Below are 18,632 nucleotides of genomic sequence, written 5' to 3' on the forward strand. Positions count from 1 at the left end.
GCGTCGGCAGCGTTTTTGCCGCAGACAAAGAAAAGGCCGCGCCAACGTGAATTGGAACGGCCTTTAATACAATTTTTGGTTGTCGCCTCTATCAAGGAGCAACGTTCGACGCCTCGAAACCGGTCTGTCAGCCCGGCAGCGTCAGCCCACGCGGCAGCGGAAAGGAAACCGTCTCTTCGATCCCTTCCAGCGGACGCACGTTTCTCACGCCCAGCTCCCGCAAGCGCGCGATCACGGCCTGCGCGAGCACTTCCGGCGCCGATGCGCCCGCCGTCACGCCAATGCGCTTTTTCCCTTCCACCCATTTCGGATCGATTTGCGTGGGCGAATCAACCATATACGCTGGAATGCCGCGCTTTTCAGCGACTTCGCGTAGCCGGCTTGAGTTCGAACTGTTCGGGCTGCCCACCACGATCACCACATCGCATTGAGGCGCGAGAAACTTCACCGCGTCCTGACGATTCTGCGTGGCGTAGCAAATATCCTGCTTCTTCGGCTCTTTCACCGACGGATATTTCGACTTCAATGCACCGATGATCGCGGACGCATCGTCGACTGACAGCGTGGTTTGCGTGACATAGGCAATCCGGCCGGGGTCCGCAAGCGCGAGCGCTTCCACGTCCTCAATGTCTTCCACCAGATGCATGCCTTCGCCGCTCTGCCCCATCGTGCCTTCCACTTCGGGATGGCCCTTGTGGCCAATCATCACGATGTCGAAGCCTTCCTGGCGCATCTTCGCGACTTCCATATGCACCTTGGTCACGAGCGGGCAGGTGGCGTCGAACACGCGCAATTTGCGCGTTTCCGCTTCCGAGCGCACCGCCTTCGACACGCCGTGCGCGCTGAAAATCAGCGTACTGCCTTCGGGCGCGTCGGCCAGGTCTTCAATGAACACGGCGCCTTTCTTGCGCAAATCCTCGACCACATAGGCGTTGTGCACGATCTCGTGGCGTACGTAGATAGGCGCGCCGAACAGCGCGATGGCCCGCTCCACGATTTCAATTGCACGATCGACACCGGCACAGAAACCGCGCGGCTGAGCGAGGAGAATTTCGACATCGAGAAGGGTGTCAGTGGAGCTCATGGCTACAGAATTCCGATGATTTTCACTTCGAACGCCAGCGCCTGGCCGGCAAGCGGATGATTGAAATCGAACAGCGCGGAGGTCTCGCCGACCTCCTTGAGCACGCCCGCGTAGCGGCCACCGCCCGGCGCATTGAATTCGACCAGATCACCGGGAGAAAAATTCTCGCCGATCATCGCGTTCTGACGCAACGTGACCAGCGACACCCACTGCAGCATTTCAGGATTGCGCTGACCGAACGCCTGGCCAGGCATCAGCCGAAAGGTCGAATGGTGGCCCACCTTCAGACCAAGCAGAATGTCTTCAAGCGGCGGCGCGAGATGGCCGGCGCCTAACAACAGCGTAGCGGGCTTGTCGGCGAACGTGCTGACAATGTCCGATCCATTCTCAAGCGTAAGCCGGTAATGAAGCGTGACATGCGAACCGGGTTTCACCTCGGAAATATCAATGATGCTCATGTTTGATCGTGGTAGCCGTAAAAGCCTGAATTACCTTCTCAACCGGTTCCGCCGTCCGATAAAAGGCCGGGCGTCCGAACAGGACGCCGTCATGGCGAAAGCTTGGCCAGCAAACGGGCGCCGCATCGCCGGAACCAACAGCCTCGGGGCGCAAGCCGCCAAACGGGCGCTCAGGGAATTGCCAAACCGCCATTGTAAGCCACAGTGCGACCGCGTCGCCTCCCTCCCATCAACGCCTTGGCTCAACAGGGAACGGCGCAGTCAGCCGCCAATTTCGACAATCTTCCCGCCGTTGCACGCGAGCCGGAGCGTGACATGAACGCCCGACTCGAACTGGTGCTAAACAACGCACCCTATCCCGCCGATGCACTCCTCGCCGCGGAGCTTCACGCACAGATCGCGCCTGCCGTCATGCGCATGCTCGACTGGCCTGCGCGTGACCGTCCGCGGGAACGCCTGTTAAAACTGGGCGCTCAGACGTTATCGGACGCCGAGTTGCTGGCGCTGTTCCTGAATACCGGCCGCCCGGGCATGACGTCCGTTGACGTGGCGCGCGACCTTCTGATCCGGTTCGAATCTATTAGAGGCGTGCTGGGCACGACCGCGACGGAATTACGCAGGTTTGGCGGTATCGGCCCGGCCAAGGCGGCGCTATTGCTCGCGGTCTCCGAGCTATGCCAGCGTTCGCTCGCGGAAAAAACCCGCGACCGGCCCTTGCTGGACGCTCCGCAGGCGGTGGAAGACTATTTGAAATGGCTGATCGGCACGCGGCCCAACGAAGTGTTTGTGACCCTCTTTCTCGATATCAAACATTGCCTGATCACGGTGGACGAATCGGCGAAGGGATCCATCTCGCGTGTTGCCGTCTATCCGCGGGAAATCGTGCGGCGGGCGCTCACATTAAATGCGGCCAGCCTGATCGTCGCGCATAATCACCCCTCCGGCGGCGTCGAGCCGAGCGCCAACGACCGCAGGCTGACGCGGGTGCTGCAGGACTCACTCGCGCTGATCGACGTCCGGCTGCTGGATCATCTGGTGGTGGCATCGAACGAGGTTTTCTCTTTTTCGCGACAAGGATGGATGCCGGCTTAAGGCGAATCGCGGCGCGGCCGAAGCCGCTTCGCAACCTGGATTGCGCTGATTTAATAGCCAGCCAGCCGCAAAACCCGGCAAAACCAGCGCTGAATGGGGCTTCGCAAGCGGAAAACCGCATGAAACCTGCACCGGACCGGATAACCGGATACCTTGTCCGGTACCAAAAAGAGTTGATTTTGCTGGTTTTTTGCGGTTAGAATCTCGGTTTGCTTCTTTCAACCAACCTGTTCCGAGCGTACGCGGTCATCATTTCGGGCAAACCTCTCGGTAGCCCGAAGCGGTCCCAAATGTATCTGGCGTTCGAACTCAGAATTAAAGCGTATTAGGAGTGCTCTCATGGCACGTGTATGCCAAGTAACCGGGAAGGGGCCGATGAGCGGCAACAACGTTTCCCATGCGAACAACCGCACCAAGCGTCGTTTCCTGCCCAATCTGCAAAATCGCCGCTTCTTCGTTGAAAGCGAAAACCGCTGGGTTCGTCTGCGTCTCTCGAACGCCGGCCTTCGCCTGATCGACAAAAACGGCATCGACTCCGTGCTCGCAGATCTGCGCGCACGTGGCGAAGTCTAAGGAGCACGAACATGGCCAAGGGCGCACGCGACAAGATCAAGTTGGAATCGACCGCAGGTACGGGTCATTTCTATACGACCACGAAGAACAAGCGCAACATGCCGGAAAAGATGGCGATCAAGAAGTTTGATCCCGTTGTCCGCAAGCACGTTGAATACAAAGAAACCAAGATCAAATAAGATCCGGTCTCTTTCGCTACGGTTTTACAAAAAGCCTCGCTCACGCGAGGCTTTTTGCTTTTGCGCCGTCGTTTTTGGCACTCGGTCTGCCTGGGCCCGGGCTCGCCCTGTTCGCCCTACTGACCAAACGGCCAAGTGAGCGCATGACCTGACACGCGTTATCCTTACTGCCCGGACTTTCCCATGCCATCGGCGTGAATCCGTAAAGTCGCGGCGGACAACTATAAACGGAGACGTGGCGGGATGAATTTCGACGTGGCAATCATCGGTAGCGGGCTGGCAGGCTTGAGTGTGGCGCTGAATCTGGCGGACACGCGGCGCGTTGCCATCCTCGCCAAACGTGGCGTAAGCGAAGGCGCCAGCGATTGGGCGCAGGGTGGTATTGCGGCGGTACTCGACTCCGCCGATAGTATCGACAACCACGTTCGCGACACGTTGATTGCCGGCGGCGGCTTGTGCGACGAGGCGGCCACGCGGTTTATCGTGGAAAACGGGCGTGCGGCCATCGAATGGCTGATCGGCGAAGGCGTGCCGTTCACCAAGGACCTGTCCGCCGAGCTCGGTTTTCATCTGACGCGTGAGGGCGGCCATAGCCATCGGCGGATCATTCATGCCGCCGATGCAACCGGTCACGCCGTGGTCACCACCCTCAACGAGCGCGTGCGCAATCATCCGAACATCACGGTGCTCGAGGATCATCACGCCATCGACCTGATCACGTCCGAGCGGCTCGGCTTGCCCGGGCATCGCTGTCATGGGCTTTATGCACTCGATCTCACGAGTGGACGTACCGTCACCATTGAGGCGCCGCATACCGTGCTCGCGACCGGCGGCGCCGGCAAGGTGTATCTGTACACCACCAATCCGGATACGGCGACAGGCGACGGCATTGCCATGGCGTGGCGCGCCGGCTGCCGTGTATCGAACATGGAATTCATCCAGTTCCATCCGACTTGCCTGTTCCACCCGTACGCGAAGTCGTTCCTGATCTCGGAAGCGGTCCGTGGCGAAGGCGGCATCCTGCGCCTGCCTGACGGAACGCGATTCATGCCCGCCCACGACGAACGCGCTGAGCTTGCACCACGCGACATCGTCGCCCGGGCGATCGACTTCGAGATCAAGAAACGCGGCATTGACTGCGTGTATCTCGACATCAGCCATCAGCCGGAAGTGTTCCTTCAGGAGCACTTCCCTACCATCCTCGCGCGCTGCCGCGAGTTCGGTATCGATATCACGAAAAAGCCGATTCCCGTCGTGCCCGCCGCGCATTACACCTGCGGAGGCGTCGTCACGGACCTGGCCGGCCGCACCGATCGTGCGGGGCTTTATGCCGTGGGTGAGACATCGTGCACGGGGCTTCACGGTGCGAACCGGTTGGCGAGCAACTCTCTGCTCGAGTGCCTGGTGGTCGGGCGGGCAGCAGCGCAAGCCATGGAAGAGGACGGCTTCGCCGCCCGCGCCCATGCACCCTTGCCTGCCTGGGATGAAAGCCGCGTCTCCGATCCGGACGAGGAAGTCGTGGTCGCGCACAACTGGGACGAGTTGCGGCGGCTGATGTGGAATTACGTCGGTATTGTGCGTACCGATAAACGGCTTGCACGCGCGCAGCATCGGATAGCGTTGCTTCGTGACGAGATTCACGAGTACTACGCGAACTTCAAGGTAAGCCGCGACTTGCTTGAATTGCGCAACCTGGTTGATGTCGCTTCGATGATCGTGGAAAGCGCGTGTTCACGGCGCGAAAGCCGGGGTTTGCACTTCAGCCGCGACTGGCCGGAGACCTTGCCGAAGGCGTTGCCAACTGTGTTGACGCCGCCGGTTGTGAGGCGGCGGGAGATCTAAACTGCGCGCGGTCGATTGCGGTCAGGTCATGCCGAACGCACCACGTCCAGCGCGCATTGCACCAGTTCCCGCATCAAGGGCGTGACACGTGCGGCGCGAGCTTCGTCGTAGGCATACGGCCGCGTCTCTTCCATATACGTCACCTGCGACAACTCAAGCTGCACCGCGTGAATGCCATCCTGCGGCGCGCCGTAATGTCGCGTGATGTAGCCGCCCTTGAAGCGGCCGTTCGCCACCGCCGTGTAAGCGCCCTGCTTGACCACCAGCGCTTCGAGCCTCTCTGCCAGACCCGCTGCTGCGCTCTCTCCACCCGCCGTGCCGAAGTTGAAGTCGGTCAGTTTGCCATCGAAGAAACGCGGCACGTGCGAACGGATGGAATGCGCTTCCCACAACAACGCCTTGCCGTGCGCTGCTTTCAAACGCGCCAGTTCTTCGGTCAGCGCATCGTGGTACGGCTGCCAATATTTTTCCCTACGATTGGCGATCTGGGCTTCCGAAGGCGCAGCGCCCGCAGGATATAACGGCTCGCTGTTGAAAGTATCGACGGGACACAGGCCGGTCGTATCACGTCCCGGATAGAGATTCGCCCCGTCGGGCGGACGGTTCAAGTCGATCACGTAACGCGAATTCGCGGGCACGAGGATCGACGCCCCCATCTCCACGGCGAACGCGTAGAGACGTTCGAGATGCCAGTCGGTGTCGTCGACTTCACGCGCGATCGGCGTCATGGTGGCGGCTATGTCGGCGGGAATCTGCGTGCCGGCATGGGGAATTGAAATCAACAGCGGCGCGCTGCCGCGCTTCAACGTAAAAACTCGATCGGTCACAGGCTACGTCCTTTATTTGAGCAATCCGGCCAGCGTGTTTCGATACCGCCCGAACGACTCTCCTTCATCGCGATGCCGGCGCGCCTCGACCACGACCTTCCCGCCGACGCTCACATCGAGCACCGGCGTCTCGCCATGTTCGCAAAACACCACGCCCGATAACCACGCGTCCGGCGCATGCCCGGCGATCGCCGGATGGTCGGGATCGAGCACGATGAAGTCCGCCCGGCGCCCCGTCTCCAGCACGCCGACCGCGCGACCGGTGGCGCTGGCGCCGCCTTGTGTGGCGGCATCGAAGAGACGATCGGCGACATGCGTTTGTTCATTCGACGCCAGCACGTTGCGCTCGCGTCGTGTCAGCCGTTGTCCGTATTCCAGCAGGCGCAGTTCGGAGCGCCAATCGACTGCTATGTGGCTGTCCGAGCCGAGCCCAAAACGTCCGCCATCGTTGAGATATGCATGCGCGGGAAAAATGCCGTCGCCGAGATTGGCTTCGGTTGTCAGGCACAAACCCGCAACGGCGCGACTCGCGGCCATTGCGCGGACTTCGCCCTCGTCTACATGCGTGGCGTGTACGAGGCACCAGCGTTCGTTCACATCGAAATTATCGAGAAGCCAGCGCACGGGCCGCGCTTTCAGCGTGTCGAGACAGGCATCAACTTCAGCCGTCTGTTCAGCGATGTGAATGTGCACCGGCGCGTCGGGAAATGCGTTGTCGAGTCCGCTGAGCAAGCGGCCCAGCGACTTCTTCGATACCGCGCGCAGCGAATGCGGCGCAACGCCATATCGAAGGTTGCCATTTTCGGGCTGCATCGAGCGCAGTGAAACGAGGGTGTCGAGCAAACTTTCCGGCGTATGGACAAAACGCGCCTGGCCGGATGTTGGCTCACGCTCGCCGAAACCGCCGTATTGATAAAGCACGGGCAACATCGTCATGCCGATGCCGGTTTGTGCCGCGGCATCGACCACGCGAGCGGCCATCTCCGAAGGATTTGCGTAGGGCTCGCCATCGGGCGCGTGATGCACGTAGTGGAATTCGCAGACCGACGTGTACCCTGCCTTCAACATTTCGATGTAAAGCCAGCGCGCGATATCGCCAATACTGTCCGGCGAAATGCGCGCGGCAAACCGGTACATCAGGTCGCGCCAGCTCCAGAAACTGTCAGTCGGATTTGCACGATATTCGGTGAGCCCCGCCATCGCGCGCTGGAACGCGTGCGAGTGGAGATTCGGCATGCCGGCGAGCACCGGGCCTTTGGCTTTATTTACGCCGGCCGGTTGCGCGCTGTCCGGCGTCACGGCGACCAACGTGCCGTGATCGTCCCATTCGAGCAGCACGTCGCGACGCCAGCCATCGTGCAAACGCGCGTGCTCGGCGAACAAGCTATTTCGTGTCATCGGTTAGTCCGTTTATCGATAGTCACAGCGCCGTGGCGCACGACCAGCGCGCAGCGATCAAGGCCGGTCCAGTACGCCAGCTCCGCCAGCGAGCCGATATCCCACGCAACAAAATCCGCCTTCGCGCCGATGCTGATCTCGCCGTTCACATCGGCATGACCAAGCGCTTTTGCGCCATGACGCGTCACGCCCGCGAGCACTTCCGCCACCGATAAACGGAACAACGTGCAGCCCATGTTGAGCATAAGCAGCAGCGACGTGCTCGGCGATGTCCCCGGATTGCTGTCGGTCGCAAGCGCTATGGGCACGTCGTGGCGCCGCAGCAAGTCGATCGGCGGTAACTGTTTTTCGCGGATGAAATAGAACGCACCCGGCAGCAACACGGCGACGGTGCCGGCTTCGCGCATCGCGACTGCACCGGCTTCGTCGAGGAATTCGAGGTGATCGGCAGACAGCGCGTGATGCTTCGCCGCGAGCGCCGCGCCGCCCATCAGCGACAATTGCTCGGCGTGCATTTTCACCGGCAGATTCAGTGTCGATGCCGTGTTGAAAACGCGCTCGGCTTGCTCGAGCGTGAACGCAATGCGCTCGCAGAAGACATCGACGGCATCGACCAATCCTTCCGATGCAAGCGCCGGCAACATCTCTTCGCAGACATGGGCGATGTAGTCATCGGCGCGGCCGGCATATTCCGGTGGCAACGCGTGCGCGCCGAGGAACGTTGTGGCAATGGTAACCGGCCGCGCCGATGCAAGCCGTCGTGCGACGCGCAGCATCTTGCGTTCGGTGGGAATATCCAGCCCGTAACCCGATTTGATTTCCAGCGCGGTCACGCCTTCGGCAAGCAATGCATCCAGCCGACGCAGCGATTGCGCGAAGAGTTCGTCTTCGCTCGCGGCGCGCGTGTTGCGTACCGTCGACACAATGCCGCCGCCGGCCTTCGCGATGTCTTCGTAAGTCGCGCCCCCAAGCCGCATCGCGAATTCTTCCGCGCGATTTCCCGCGTAGACGAGATGCGTGTGGCAATCGACGAGACCCGGCGTCACGATCCGCCCTTCAAGATCGTGGCTGGCGGCTCCGGCAAACGCGGAAGGCATGTCAGCTTCAGCGCCGAACCATTCGATCCGTTCGTCGCGCACGACAATTGCCGCGTTTTCCAGCACATCGGCGGGATCGGCACGCGCCGCGAGACGCGCGTTGCGCCAGACCTGCACGCTGTTATCGGTCATGTCAGCGGTCCTTTGAAACGATACGAGCGTCGATCAAAACCGCGCCTTTCGAAACCGGTTCGACGTTTAACGAAGAAAGCTCACCAGCCTCGAAAACAAGCGCATCGCCCGGAGACAGACGCTCGCCATCAACCGCGAATTCGCCGAGCGCACAGACCAGCACAACGCTTCCCTGCTCCACGCTCAACGCTTCAGCATCACGCCGCACCGTCACGTTCCCCGACACACGATCGCGCCTCAACATCAGGTTGAAATCGCGCGTCGGACCGTGCGGCAACTCTGCCGCTATCTTCGTTTCACCCGCGAACGCGAGTGAATCCCAACGCGCAAGAACATGCCGCGGACCAACCGCATCGACGAGCACCATCTCCGTGCCCTCGATCAATGTCAGCACGCGATCAATGCCCTCGAACACCGAGAACGCCCCCGCCTCCGATACATCCGCCACGCTCACGCGCCAGTCGAATGCATCGAAGGCCGCACCGGGCGGCGACGCAGCGATCTCGCGCGTCGCGCCACCGCCGTTTTTCCACGGCACGGCCTTCAGATCGGCCGCGCGAATAATGCTGAAGGCCGCCGTCATGATCAGGTCGTGATGAACGGCAGATCGAGGCCGAAACGCTTCGCGCATTCGATGGCTTGCTCGTAACCGGCATCGCCATGACGCATCACGCCCGACGCGCAGTCGTTCACCAGCACGCGCGCGAGACGCTTCTGGGCTGCATCGGTACCGTCGGCAACGATGACCATGCCCGCGTGTTGCGAATAGCCCATGCCAACGCCGCCGCCATGATGCAAGCTGACCCACGTCGCGCCGCCCGCGGTGTTCAACAACGCGTTGAGCAACGGCCAGTCGGAGACGGCATCCGTGCCGTCCTTCATGCTTTCCGTTTCGCGATTCGGGCTGGCGACGGAACCCGTATCCAGGTGATCGCGGCCAATCACGATCGGCGCTTTCAGCTCGCCGCTCTTGACCATTTCATTGAATGCGAGACCGGCAACGTGACGCTCGCCGAGACCCAGCCAGCAAATCCGCGCCGGCAAACCCTGGAACGCGATGCGATCGCGCGCCATGTCGAGCCAGCGGTTCATGCCTGCGTTGTGCGGGAACAGCTCTTTCAGCTTGGCGTCGGTCTTGTAGATGTCTTCCGGATCGCCGGACAACGCAACCCAGCGGAACGGGCCCTTGCCTTCGCAGAACAACGGGCGGATGTATGCCGGAACGAAGCCGGGGAAATCGAACGCGTTTTTGACGCCATCGTCGAAAGCGACTTGACGCAAGTTGTTGCCGTAATCGACGGCGTGAATGCCCATTGCGTGGAAATCGAGCATGGCCTGGACATGCTGGGCGCACGAGCGTTGCGCGGCGGCCTTCAGTTCAGCGTGCTGGGAAGGATCGAGCGACGCTGCGCGCCACTTTTCGAGGCTCCAGCCAGCCGGCAGATAACCGTTGATCAGGTCGTGCGACGAGGTTTGATCGGTGACCAGATCGGGTTTGATATCGCCTGCTTTTGCGCGGCGCACGAGTTCCGGCAGCACTTCGGCGGCGTTGCCCAGCAGCGCGATCGAAATAGCCTCGCCAGCGGCGGTGTGCTGCTTGATCAGTTCAAGCGCGTGATCGATGTCCTTCGCTTGTTTGTCGACGTAACGCGTGCGCAGACGGAAATCGATACGCGTCTGGTCGCACTCAATATTCAGCGATACCGCACCCGCCAGCGTCGCCGCCAGCGGCTGCGCGCCGCCCATCCCACCCAACCCAGCGGTCAGGATCCAGCGGCCCTTCCAGTCGCCGTTAAAGTGCTGCCGCGCGGCTTCGACGAAGGTTTCGTACGTACCCTGCACGATCCCCTGGCTACCGATGTAGATCCAGCTGCCGGCCGTCATCTGGCCGTACATGAACAGGCCCTTGCGGTCGAGTTCGTTGAAGTGTTCCCACGTCGCCCATTTCGGCACGAGGTTCGAATTCGCGATCAGCACGCGCGGCGCGTCGGCATGCGTCTTGAACACGCCAACCGGCTTGCCCGACTGAACCAGCAGCGATTCATCGCTTTCCAGGCGTTGCAGCGTTTCGAGGATTTTGTCGAGACATTCCCAGTTGCGGGCAGCGCGGCCTATACCGCCATAGACCACCAGCTTGTCGGGGTTCTCGGCGACCTCGGGATCGAGGTTATTCAGCAGCATCCGATACGGCGCTTCGGTGAGCCAGCTCTTGCACGTAAGCTCGGTGCCGCGCGGTGCGCGCAGGGGACGCGGGTTGTGGTTTTTCATCAAAGCACTCCTCGGACAGGATGGTGAACATTCGGTATCTTGCAGCCAATTCCTCGGGGCGTTTCAGCCAGCGATGGAGCTCGGTCGGCGAGTTGTATATACAAGTCTGAATCAAAACAAATCGGAGTGCAAGCGGCGTGCAATCGATTCGGATAGGGGTTTACTTGAACGTGCCGCGTAGCTCGGTATAAAGCGGCTGGCAGAGGTCGATCCCGCGTAAAAGCTGCGGGATCGATGTCAACTGCGATTACCAAATCTGTCTATACAAGACCTGTTAATTAAAATTCGGCGTCGCTTCGTGGACGAACGCCCACGCCGCGGCAATATCGCCTGCCAGTGGCCGGTCGTCCTTATATTGGGAAATGACCGCCCGGACGCTCCTATAAATCGCGTCGGTTCGAGGCGCGCGCGACAGCTCGGCCGGCTGAAGGTCGTATGCCTGGGTCGCGGCCAGCAACTCGATCGCGAAGATGCGCTCGGCATTGGCGATGATTTCCAGCGCCTTCAATGCAGCCGGCGTCGCGTGGCACAGATGGTCCTCCTGCAAACCGGAAGTGATGCCGCCATCCAGGCTCGCGGGCATCGCGAGGCGGCGATTGTGGGCGACCAATGAAGCCGCCGTGTATTGCGCGATCATGAAACCGGAACACGTGCCGCCGCTGTCGGCGAGAAAAGCGGGCAAGCCGCTGACCAGCGGATTCACCAGACGGTCGATGCGCCGCTCGGCCATTGCGGCGACCTCGGCCACCGCCGTGCTCAGACTGTCCATGGCCAGGCCGATGGACGCGCCCACCGCATGCGCCTGCGAAAACACGCGCGGCGACGCAAGCGTGCCGGCGACCACGGGGTTATCGGTGACGGAAGCCAGCTCGCGATTCACCACTTCCGCCGTCGTCGCGAACACATCGCGCGCCGCGCCGTGAACGTGGGGAATGGTCCGCAAGCTCAACGGGTCCTGCGTCTTGCGTCCGAACGACGCCGCGATGATGCCGCTGTCGGCAAGCAGTGCCCGCAGATGCGCGCCCACCGTCGACAATCCCGCCGATATGCGCAGCGCAAGCGAATCGGCATCGAAGGCGGCCGCTTGACCGCGCAGGTTCTCGAACGACATCGCCGAAATGGTGTCGGCCCATTCGAGCAACCGCTCGGTGCGCGCCAGCGCCAGCGAAGCGAGTCCCGTCACGCAAGGCGTGCCGTTGACCACGCTCAAGCCCTCTTTCGCCTCGAGCACGAGCGGTTCGCACGCGAGGCGCTGCATCGCGCTGGCCGCGCTCATGCGGCTGGAGTCGTCGCGGACAAACCCTTCGCCGATCAGCACCAGCGCGATATGCGCCATATGGCTCAGATACCCGACCGAGCCGAACGCCGGGACTTCGGGTATCAACCCGCTGTCGAGCAACGTGACGAGCAGCTCCACGAGCTCAAGGCGCACGCCGGAATGCCCGTGCGCGAAGTTGTTCACGGCAGCCGCGATGATCGCGCGCGTCTCTTCGCGCCGCAGCGGCTCGCCCACGCCCACCGCGTGACTCATCAGGATATTGCGCGACAACGCGCGCTGTTCCGACGGCGACACGACCACATCGCACAGCGCGCCCACACCGGTGTTCACGCCATACGCGCGAATCCGGCGCTCGACGATCTGCTCGACCAGCGCGCGCGCATGGTCGATCCGCGAACGTGCGTCCGGCGATAAAACCAGCGGTGCGCCGTGCGCAATCTGCGCGACGCCACGCCAGTCGAGCGGTTTGTCGATACACACGGACGCGCGCGAGCGCTCGTTGCCGCAATCCTCACTCAAGTCCAAGCCGATGATGATGGGATTAACTGAATCAATCGATGGCGTTGGTGAAACTGAACTGGCAAGCACGTCAACCTCGCGGATTTAGTTAGCAGTACGGGAATGATGACTCGACACAAACTGCTGGAAGCGTTCCGAGCAGCGGCCGTTGAACAGGTCGTCGGGCGCGCCTTCGGCATCGACTTGTCCTTGGTGCAGGAACATCACGCGATTCGACACGTGCCGCGCGAAACCCATCTCATGCGTGACGACCAGCATGGTCCGGCCTTCCTCGGCGAGCGCGCGCATCACGCGCAATACTTCGCCGACCAGTTCCGGATCGAGCGCGGACGTGGGTTCGTCGAAGAGCATGACCTTGGGGTGCATGGCCAACGCGCGCGCAATGGCGACACGTTGCTGCTGACCGCCCGACAGATGCGCGGGATACGCATCGCGTTTCTCGTAAAGACCGACTTTCGTCAGCAACTGCTCCGCCTCTTCAAGGCACTCGGCACGCGTGCGTTTCTGCACGCGCAACGGACCTTCAATCACGTTCTGCATCACCGTCATGTGCGACCAGAGATTGAAACTCTGGAACACCATGCCGAGCTGCGAACGAATGCGATCGACTTGTTTGCGATTGCCTGGCTGCAGGCGGCCATCGCGGCCACGCTTCATTTCGATCGCTTCACCCGCGAGTTTCACTTCGCCGTCGTCGGGTGTTTCCAGCATGTTGATACAACGCAGGAAAGTGCTTTTGCCCGAACCGCTCGCGCCGAGGATGGAGATCACATCGCCTTCGTGCGCATCGAGGGAAATGCCCTTGAGCACGTGCGCGTCGCCGAAGGACTTATGGATGTTGGTCGCGGACAGCGCAATGGAGGTGCTGGTGTTCATGAGGTTTTCTCCCTTGGATTCAGGAATCGATGTGCTGGCTGTCGGGGACAGCCGCCGCTTTGAGCGTGACCGGGGACGAGGATGAACGCTTCTTCGGCGCGGCAGCGTTGCGATCGCGCAGATGCGGCGAAAGCTTCTTTTCGAGCATGCCGAGCGCCCGCACGATAATGAAATTCAGCACGAGATAGATAGCCGCCGCGCAGATGAAGACTTCCATCGTCCGATAGGTCCGCTGGATGATCTGCTGTGCGATGCCTGTCACATCCCAGACCGTGACAAGACTCGCGAGCGCCGTCGATTTGACGAGCAGCACGGCTTCGGTCGAGTACGCCGGCAATGCGTAACGCAGCGTGATAGGCGCAATGATCCGGCGCAACACGGTCCAGCGCGACATGCCAACGGCGAGCGCCGCCTCGATCTGCCCGTGCGGCACCGACTGCAAACCGCCACGAATAATTTCGGCGGTATATCCGGCTGTGCACAACGCAAGTGAGACAATCGCGCACACATACGGCACGCGCAAAAGCGGCCAAAGGAAGCTCTCGCGCACGGCTGGGAACTGACCCAGACCGTAATAAACAAGGAACATCTGGATCAGCAGCGGCGAGCCGCGGAACACGAGGATGTAGCCGCGCGCAAAACGGTTGAGCGCCCAGTTCGGGCTCACCCGCATCGCGACGATCACAAGGGAAAGCAAACCGCCCGCGATCAGCGAGGCGAAGAACAACCCGAGCGTGGTGGGGACAGCAGCTAACAGTTTCGACAACGTATCGCCGAGAAATTCGAAATCGATGTTCATGGTCGGATTCGCTTGGGGAACGTATTAATGGCTCAGAAGCTCAGTGCCGCGCGAGCGTGCCGCGAAATGATCGACCGATGCGTGCTTCGGCGCGGTCGAAAACGCGGTTCGACAGGCTGGTAAGGATCAGGTACATCGCCCCGCCGACCATATAAAACGTGAAGTATTGATGCGTCGATCCGGCCGCAACCTGGCTCGTGCGCATCAGCTCGGCGAGTCCGGTCACGGCGATCAACGCAGAATCCTTGAGACTCAGTTGCCAGACGTTGCCGATACCCGGCAACGCGAACCGTATGACTTGCGGGATCAGCACGCGGCGCCACAACGTTGCCGTCGACATGCCGATAGCCCGCGCCGCCTCGATCTCGCCACGCGAGACCGCGAGCACCGCCGAGCGATACACCTCGGCTTGATACGAGCCGGAAATCAGGCCAATGGCGAGCGCGCCGACCACGAAAGGCGGCACGCCGATGAACCCATCGGCACCAAAAAAGTGGCCGACGGCGGTCATCACCGACGAACCGCCGAAGTAGAAGAGATAGATGATCAGCAGTTCGGGGATGCCGCGAAAAAGCGTGGTGTAGGCATCGCCGATAATTCTTAGCGTGCGGCTGCGCGACAGCTTCGCGGCGGCGACCATTGCACCGAACACTGCGCCGACGGCCAGCGCGGCGATCGTCAGCACCACGGTCATGAGCAGCGCGAGCAGCAAGGTGGGGCCCCACCCTTGCTCGCCGAAACCAAGTAGTTGAACCAGACTCATCATTTATCTCCTGCGGTGATACATCGTCGAGCGCGTTCGATTTTTTGATTCGCGCTCGCCAAACATCAGTCAATCAGCAACGCATCAAGGCGTGGCGTCGACCTTCAGCCATTTCAGAGAGAGGCGCTTGACCGTGCCGTCGGCGAGTGCCGCCTGGATGCCCTGGTCGAATTTCGCCTTCAAGTCCTTGTCGGACTGACGGAATGCCAGCGCTTCGCCCGGACCCCAAACCGTTCCGGCAATCTTTGGACCGGTGAACGCGAGACCCTTGTTTTCCGGCTTGGTGAATGCCGAAGCCCAGTAGGTGCTGTCGTCGAACGCGACGTCGATACGGCCTGCGACCAGATCGAGGTCATGCTCGGGCGCAGTCTTGTATTCGCGGATGGTCGCCACGTCCTTGAAGTTCGTATCGATGAACTTGGTGTAGACCGTGCCCGACTGGATACCGATGGTCTTGCCCTTCAGCGCGACACGCAGTGCATCGACGGTGGCTTTGTCGTGCGCAGTGTCGCCCGTCAGCTTGACGGTCTGGCCTGCACCGGGCTGCTTGGCGAGCGCGGACGCGTTTTGGTCGGCTGACACGAAAGCGGCGGGCGTCGATGCATACGGTGTCGAGAAAGCGATGATTTTCTCGCGTTCCGGCGTGACCGAAATGGCGTCCATGAGCACGTCGAACTTGCCTGCTTGCAGGCCGGCGATCATGCCGTCCCAGTCTTGCGTCACCAGGTTGCACTGGATCTTGATGCGGGCGCAGACGTTCTCGATCAGTTCCGGCTCGAAGCCGCCGAGCTTGCCGCCGGGAAGCGTCAGGTTCCACGGTTCGTACGCGCCTTCGGTGGCGATCGTGACGGATTTCCAGTCTTTCGCCTGGGCGCTGGCAGCGCCGAGAGCGATTACACCAACGGCCACCGATGCAGCCAGCCGGGCGAGCAATTTCGTTTTGCCTGTCATTGTTGAGCCACTCTTTCCACGAAGGTTGTTGGACCAAGTGGCGAACGCCAACTTGTATATACAAGCATGGCGTGAACAAAAAGGACTGGCAACGGTTTTTTCGCCTAAGCGAGAGAACTTAGGGAAAATACCGAGACGCTTGATGGATATGGCTTACAGAGGTGTTACTGGGGTCAATGCGGGGAATCTGCTGAACGTTCAGTCAATTCTTTGAGAGATTTCTCAAAGTTGTCTAGACACGGCAGTTGGTGAGAAGGACGGCGATTGGGTACTTTGGGTCACACGGCCGCAGTCGGAAGTGCGCTTGAGCCAGCTATTCTTTTAATCATATTGGCCGGCTCAAGCAACCGTAAGTGGCGAAAGTTGCGCCGCGTTAAGGCTACGGCTTACTCAAGCCGCATCGAATAATCGGTGGCCCGCACATCCTTCGTCAGCGCGCCGATCGATATCCGGTCCACGCCGGTTTCGGCAATCGTTCTCACGGTATCGAAGTTCACGCCGCCCGACACTTCCAGCACCGCCCGGCCGCCGGTTAGCCGCACGGCATCGCGCATGGCATCGAAGGCGAAGTTATCCAGCAGGATCGATTCCGCCCGATGCGCCAGCGCCGTTTCAAGCTGTTCGAGCGTCTCCACTTCAATCTGGATCGGCACGCCGGCGTTCAACGCGAGCGCCGCGTCCATCGCCGCGCCCACGCCGCCCGCCGCGGCAATGTGGTTTTCCTTGATCAGGATGCCGTCGTAAAGCGCCAGCCGCTGGTTCGCACCGCCGCCCACGCGCACCGCGTACTTCTGCGCGAGCCGCAAACCCGGCAAGGTTTTGCGGGTATCGAGAATCCGCGCCCGCGTCCCCTCGATTGAATCCACATAACGACGCGTCGCCGTCGCCACGCCGGACATCATCTGCAGGAAGTTCAGCCCATTGCGCTCGGCAGTCAGCAGCGCGCGCACCGGGCCGTGCAGCACGACCACGGGCGTATTGGCGACCATCCGCGCCCCTTCGCGATACAGCCATTCCACGCGTATCGATTCATCCACCCGGCGCATCACCGCCTCGAACCATGGAACGCCGCATAACACCGCCTCTTCGCGGACGATGATGCGGGCCGTACGCCGCACGGTGGCGGGCACGAGCATCCCGGTCCGGTCACCATCGCCGACGTCTTCAGCCAGCGCGTCAGTGACGTTGCGCTGAAGCGCCTGATCGAATGCAACGCCGTACGACGCCCGGATTTCTTCGAGCAAGGGAGAAACCAACTGACTTGCCGCCACTGCCACCTTCTCCACCATCACGCCGCTCCTACGTTTGAAAACAACGAAACATCCCTCGCCAGGTCCCCGCTCGCCTGCACGCGCTTCTTGTGACGCGCGGCGAAATCGAGCATTCGGTCGATTGGCAAGCGTGCGCGCGCCGCGATCCGCGAATCAACGAAGATCTCGTTGTGGCCGCGTTCAAGCACCTCCGCCAGATTCCCCAGGCCGTTCATTGCCATCCACGGGCAATGCGCGCAACTCTTGCAACTCGCGCTGTTCCCGGCCGTTGGCGCTTCAATGAACTCCTTGTCCGGCGCCGCAAGCCGCATCTTGTGCAGGATCCCGAGATCCGTCGCGACGATAAACCGCTTCGCCTCAAGCCTCACCGCCGCGTCGATCAATTGTGTTGTGGAACCGACCACGTCGGCGAGCGCGACCACCGCTTCCGGCGATTCCGGATGAACGAGGATTTTTGCATCGGGATATTCGGCGCGCAGCAGATCGAGTTCGATGCCCTTGAACTCATCGTGCACGAGACATGAGCCTTGCCACAGCAACATATCGGCGCCGGTTTTCTTCTGGATATAACCGCCCAGATGCCGGTCGGGCGCCCAGAGGATTTTTTCGCCGCGCGCGTGGAGATCCGCAACGATCTCCAACCCGATCGACGATGTCACCATCCAGTCCGCCCGCGCTTTCACAGCAGCGCTGGTGTTCGCGTACACCACGACCGTGCGGTCGGGATGAGCGTCGCAGAAAGCAGAAAACTCGTCAGCGGGACAACCCAGGTCGAGGGAACAGGTCGCGTCCAGATCAGGCATCAACACGCGCTTTTCCGGGCTGAGGATTTTCGCGGTCTCGCCCATGAAACGCACGCCGGCCACGATCAGCGTTTGCGCCGCATGGTCGCGCCCGAAACGCGCCATTTCCAGCGAATCCGCCACGCAACCACCGGTTTCATCGGCGAGTTCCTGCAGCTCGGCATCAACGTAGTAATGCGCTACCAGCACCGCTTTCTCGCGGACCAGCAACGCTCGAATGCGCTCCTTCAACTGGCGCTTTTCCTCACGCGAAGGGGCGTCCGGCACTTTCGCCCACGCCTGTCCAATGCCGCACGTCAGTCCCTGCGGCCGATCGTACTCGACGCTTTTAATTGCCTGCTCCATCGCTGCCTCGTCTCCATGTCTTCCAAATACACCGCGAATTCTGCGTCCCAAAACGCAAAAACCCCGCCAGAGCGGG

General features: G+C 61.2%; 18 protein-coding genes. 4 read left to right on the forward strand and 14 right to left on the reverse strand.

Annotated elements, in window-relative coordinates:
• Nucleotides 1-127: 127 nt before the first annotated feature.
• Complete coding sequence (ispH, locus tag ACSQ83_RS01840) at nucleotides 128-1,084, reverse strand: 4-hydroxy-3-methylbut-2-enyl diphosphate reductase (protein WP_436227040.1); 957 nt, start codon at nucleotides 1,082-1,084, stop codon at nucleotides 128-130.
• A gap of 2 nt (nucleotides 1,085-1,086) precedes the next feature.
• A complete protein-coding gene (locus tag ACSQ83_RS01845; protein WP_436227041.1) occupies nucleotides 1,087-1,542 on the reverse strand; it encodes an FKBP-type peptidyl-prolyl cis-trans isomerase in 456 nt (151 codons plus the stop codon).
• Between the two features lie 411 nt (nucleotides 1,543-1,953).
• On the opposite strand from ACSQ83_RS01845, the gene radC reads away from it, so the two are divergent.
• The 4 genes from radC (at nucleotide 1,954) to nadB (ending at nucleotide 5,228) form a co-directional block, all read left to right on the forward strand.
• A complete protein-coding gene (gene radC / locus ACSQ83_RS01850; protein WP_436227087.1) occupies nucleotides 1,954-2,634 on the forward strand; it encodes a RadC family protein in 681 nt (226 codons plus the stop codon).
• Nucleotides 2,635-2,973: 339 nt separating this feature from the next.
• A complete protein-coding gene (gene rpmB, locus ACSQ83_RS01855; protein WP_031359861.1) occupies nucleotides 2,974-3,207 on the forward strand; it encodes a 50S ribosomal protein L28 in 234 nt (77 codons plus the stop codon).
• Between the two features lie 11 nt (nucleotides 3,208-3,218).
• Nucleotides 3,219-3,386 (forward strand): 50S ribosomal protein L33, encoded by a 168-nt coding sequence (gene rpmG / locus ACSQ83_RS01860; RefSeq protein ID WP_006478046.1) that lies wholly within the window; start codon nucleotides 3,219-3,221, stop codon nucleotides 3,384-3,386.
• Nucleotides 3,387-3,629: 243 nt separating this feature from the next.
• Entirely contained in the window at nucleotides 3,630-5,228 is a 1,599-nt protein-coding gene (nadB, locus tag ACSQ83_RS01865) for an L-aspartate oxidase (protein WP_436227042.1), read from the forward strand.
• A 26-nt stretch (nucleotides 5,229-5,254) separates the two neighbouring features.
• On the opposite strand, the gene hutG is transcribed toward nadB, so the two are convergent.
• The 12 genes from hutG to nadA form a co-directional block, all read right to left on the reverse strand.
• A complete protein-coding gene (gene hutG / locus ACSQ83_RS01870; protein WP_436227043.1) occupies nucleotides 5,255-6,055 on the reverse strand; it encodes an N-formylglutamate deformylase in 801 nt (266 codons plus the stop codon).
• Between the two features lie 12 nt (nucleotides 6,056-6,067).
• Nucleotides 6,068-7,453 carry a formimidoylglutamate deiminase gene (locus ACSQ83_RS01875; RefSeq protein ID WP_436227044.1) on the reverse strand — a complete coding sequence of 462 codons (1,386 nt, stop codon included), beginning with the start codon at nucleotides 7,451-7,453 and terminating at the stop codon, nucleotides 6,068-6,070.
• A complete protein-coding gene (hutI, locus tag ACSQ83_RS01880; RefSeq protein WP_436227045.1) occupies nucleotides 7,450-8,682 on the reverse strand; it encodes an imidazolonepropionase in 1,233 nt (410 codons plus the stop codon). Before hutI ends, ACSQ83_RS01875 begins: the two co-directional genes overlap by 4 nt.
• Nucleotide 8,683: 1 nt before the next feature.
• A complete protein-coding gene (locus tag ACSQ83_RS01885; protein WP_436227046.1) occupies nucleotides 8,684-9,265 on the reverse strand; it encodes a HutD/Ves family protein in 582 nt (193 codons plus the stop codon).
• 2 nt (nucleotides 9,266-9,267) lie between these two features.
• A complete protein-coding gene (gene hutU / locus ACSQ83_RS01890; RefSeq protein WP_414967211.1) occupies nucleotides 9,268-10,950 on the reverse strand; it encodes a urocanate hydratase in 1,683 nt (560 codons plus the stop codon).
• Nucleotides 10,951-11,224: 274 nt separating this feature from the next.
• Nucleotides 11,225-12,709 carry an HAL/PAL/TAL family ammonia-lyase gene (locus ACSQ83_RS01895; RefSeq protein ID WP_436227088.1) on the reverse strand — a complete coding sequence of 495 codons (1,485 nt, stop codon included), beginning with the start codon at nucleotides 12,707-12,709 and terminating at the stop codon, nucleotides 11,225-11,227.
• A 123-nt stretch (nucleotides 12,710-12,832) separates the two neighbouring features.
• Nucleotides 12,833-13,624 (reverse strand): ABC transporter ATP-binding protein, encoded by a 792-nt coding sequence (locus tag ACSQ83_RS01900; RefSeq protein WP_436227047.1) that lies wholly within the window; start codon nucleotides 13,622-13,624, stop codon nucleotides 12,833-12,835.
• A 19-nt stretch (nucleotides 13,625-13,643) separates the two neighbouring features.
• Nucleotides 13,644-14,423, reverse strand: a complete 780-nt coding sequence (locus tag ACSQ83_RS01905; RefSeq protein WP_436227048.1) for an ABC transporter permease — start codon at nucleotides 14,421-14,423, stop codon at nucleotides 13,644-13,646.
• A gap of 40 nt (nucleotides 14,424-14,463) precedes the next feature.
• Nucleotides 14,464-15,186, reverse strand: a complete 723-nt coding sequence (locus ACSQ83_RS01910; protein ID WP_414951107.1) for an ABC transporter permease — start codon at nucleotides 15,184-15,186, stop codon at nucleotides 14,464-14,466.
• An 84-nt stretch (nucleotides 15,187-15,270) separates the two neighbouring features.
• Nucleotides 15,271-16,137: a transporter substrate-binding domain-containing protein gene (locus ACSQ83_RS01915; RefSeq protein WP_436227049.1), complete on the reverse strand. Its 867-nt coding sequence runs from the start codon at nucleotides 16,135-16,137 to the stop codon at nucleotides 15,271-15,273.
• A gap of 386 nt (nucleotides 16,138-16,523) precedes the next feature.
• On the reverse strand, nucleotides 16,524-17,426 hold the full coding sequence (gene nadC, locus ACSQ83_RS01920; protein ID WP_436227050.1) for a carboxylating nicotinate-nucleotide diphosphorylase: 903 nt from the start codon (nucleotides 17,424-17,426) through the stop codon (nucleotides 16,524-16,526).
• Nucleotides 17,426-18,556: a quinolinate synthase NadA gene (gene nadA, locus ACSQ83_RS01925; protein ID WP_436227051.1), complete on the reverse strand. Its 1,131-nt coding sequence runs from the start codon at nucleotides 18,554-18,556 to the stop codon at nucleotides 17,426-17,428. Before nadA ends, nadC begins: the two co-directional genes overlap by 1 nt.
• Between the last annotated feature and the right edge of the window lie 76 nt (nucleotides 18,557-18,632).

This window comes from Caballeronia sp. LjRoot29 (assembly GCF_964252755.1).
Lineage (GTDB): Bacteria > Pseudomonadota > Gammaproteobacteria > Burkholderiales > Burkholderiaceae > Caballeronia.

Coding starts and splice junctions, on each gene's coding strand:
- rpmB (WP_031359861.1), top strand. CDS start 2,974: ATGGCACGTGTATGCCAAGTAACCGGGAAGGGGCCGATGAGCGGCAAC.
- radC (WP_436227087.1), top strand. CDS start 1,954: ATGCGCATGCTCGACTGGCCTGCGCGTGACCGTCCGCGGGAACGCCTG.
- ispH (WP_436227040.1), bottom strand. CDS start 1,084: ATGAGCTCCACTGACACCCTTCTCGATGTCGAAATTCTCCTCGCTCAG.
- ACSQ83_RS01910 (WP_414951107.1), bottom strand. CDS start 15,186: ATGAGTCTGGTTCAACTACTTGGTTTCGGCGAGCAAGGGTGGGGCCCC.
- nadC (WP_436227050.1), bottom strand. CDS start 17,426: ATGGTGGAGAAGGTGGCAGTGGCGGCAAGTCAGTTGGTTTCTCCCTTG.
- ACSQ83_RS01845 (WP_436227041.1), bottom strand. CDS start 1,542: ATGAGCATCATTGATATTTCCGAGGTGAAACCCGGTTCGCATGTCACG.
- nadB (WP_436227042.1), top strand. CDS start 3,630: ATGAATTTCGACGTGGCAATCATCGGTAGCGGGCTGGCAGGCTTGAGT.
- ACSQ83_RS01875 (WP_436227044.1), bottom strand. CDS start 7,453: ATGACACGAAATAGCTTGTTCGCCGAGCACGCGCGTTTGCACGATGGC.
- nadA (WP_436227051.1), bottom strand. CDS start 18,556: ATGGAGCAGGCAATTAAAAGCGTCGAGTACGATCGGCCGCAGGGACTG.
- ACSQ83_RS01905 (WP_436227048.1), bottom strand. CDS start 14,423: ATGAACATCGATTTCGAATTTCTCGGCGATACGTTGTCGAAACTGTTA.
- ACSQ83_RS01915 (WP_436227049.1), bottom strand. CDS start 16,137: ATGACAGGCAAAACGAAATTGCTCGCCCGGCTGGCTGCATCGGTGGCC.
- ACSQ83_RS01900 (WP_436227047.1), bottom strand. CDS start 13,624: ATGAACACCAGCACCTCCATTGCGCTGTCCGCGACCAACATCCATAAG.
- hutI (WP_436227045.1), bottom strand. CDS start 8,682: ATGACCGATAACAGCGTGCAGGTCTGGCGCAACGCGCGTCTCGCGGCG.
- hutU (WP_414967211.1), bottom strand. CDS start 10,950: ATGAAAAACCACAACCCGCGTCCCCTGCGCGCACCGCGCGGCACCGAG.
- ACSQ83_RS01885 (WP_436227046.1), bottom strand. CDS start 9,265: ATGACGGCGGCCTTCAGCATTATTCGCGCGGCCGATCTGAAGGCCGTG.
- rpmG (WP_006478046.1), top strand. CDS start 3,219: ATGGCCAAGGGCGCACGCGACAAGATCAAGTTGGAATCGACCGCAGGT.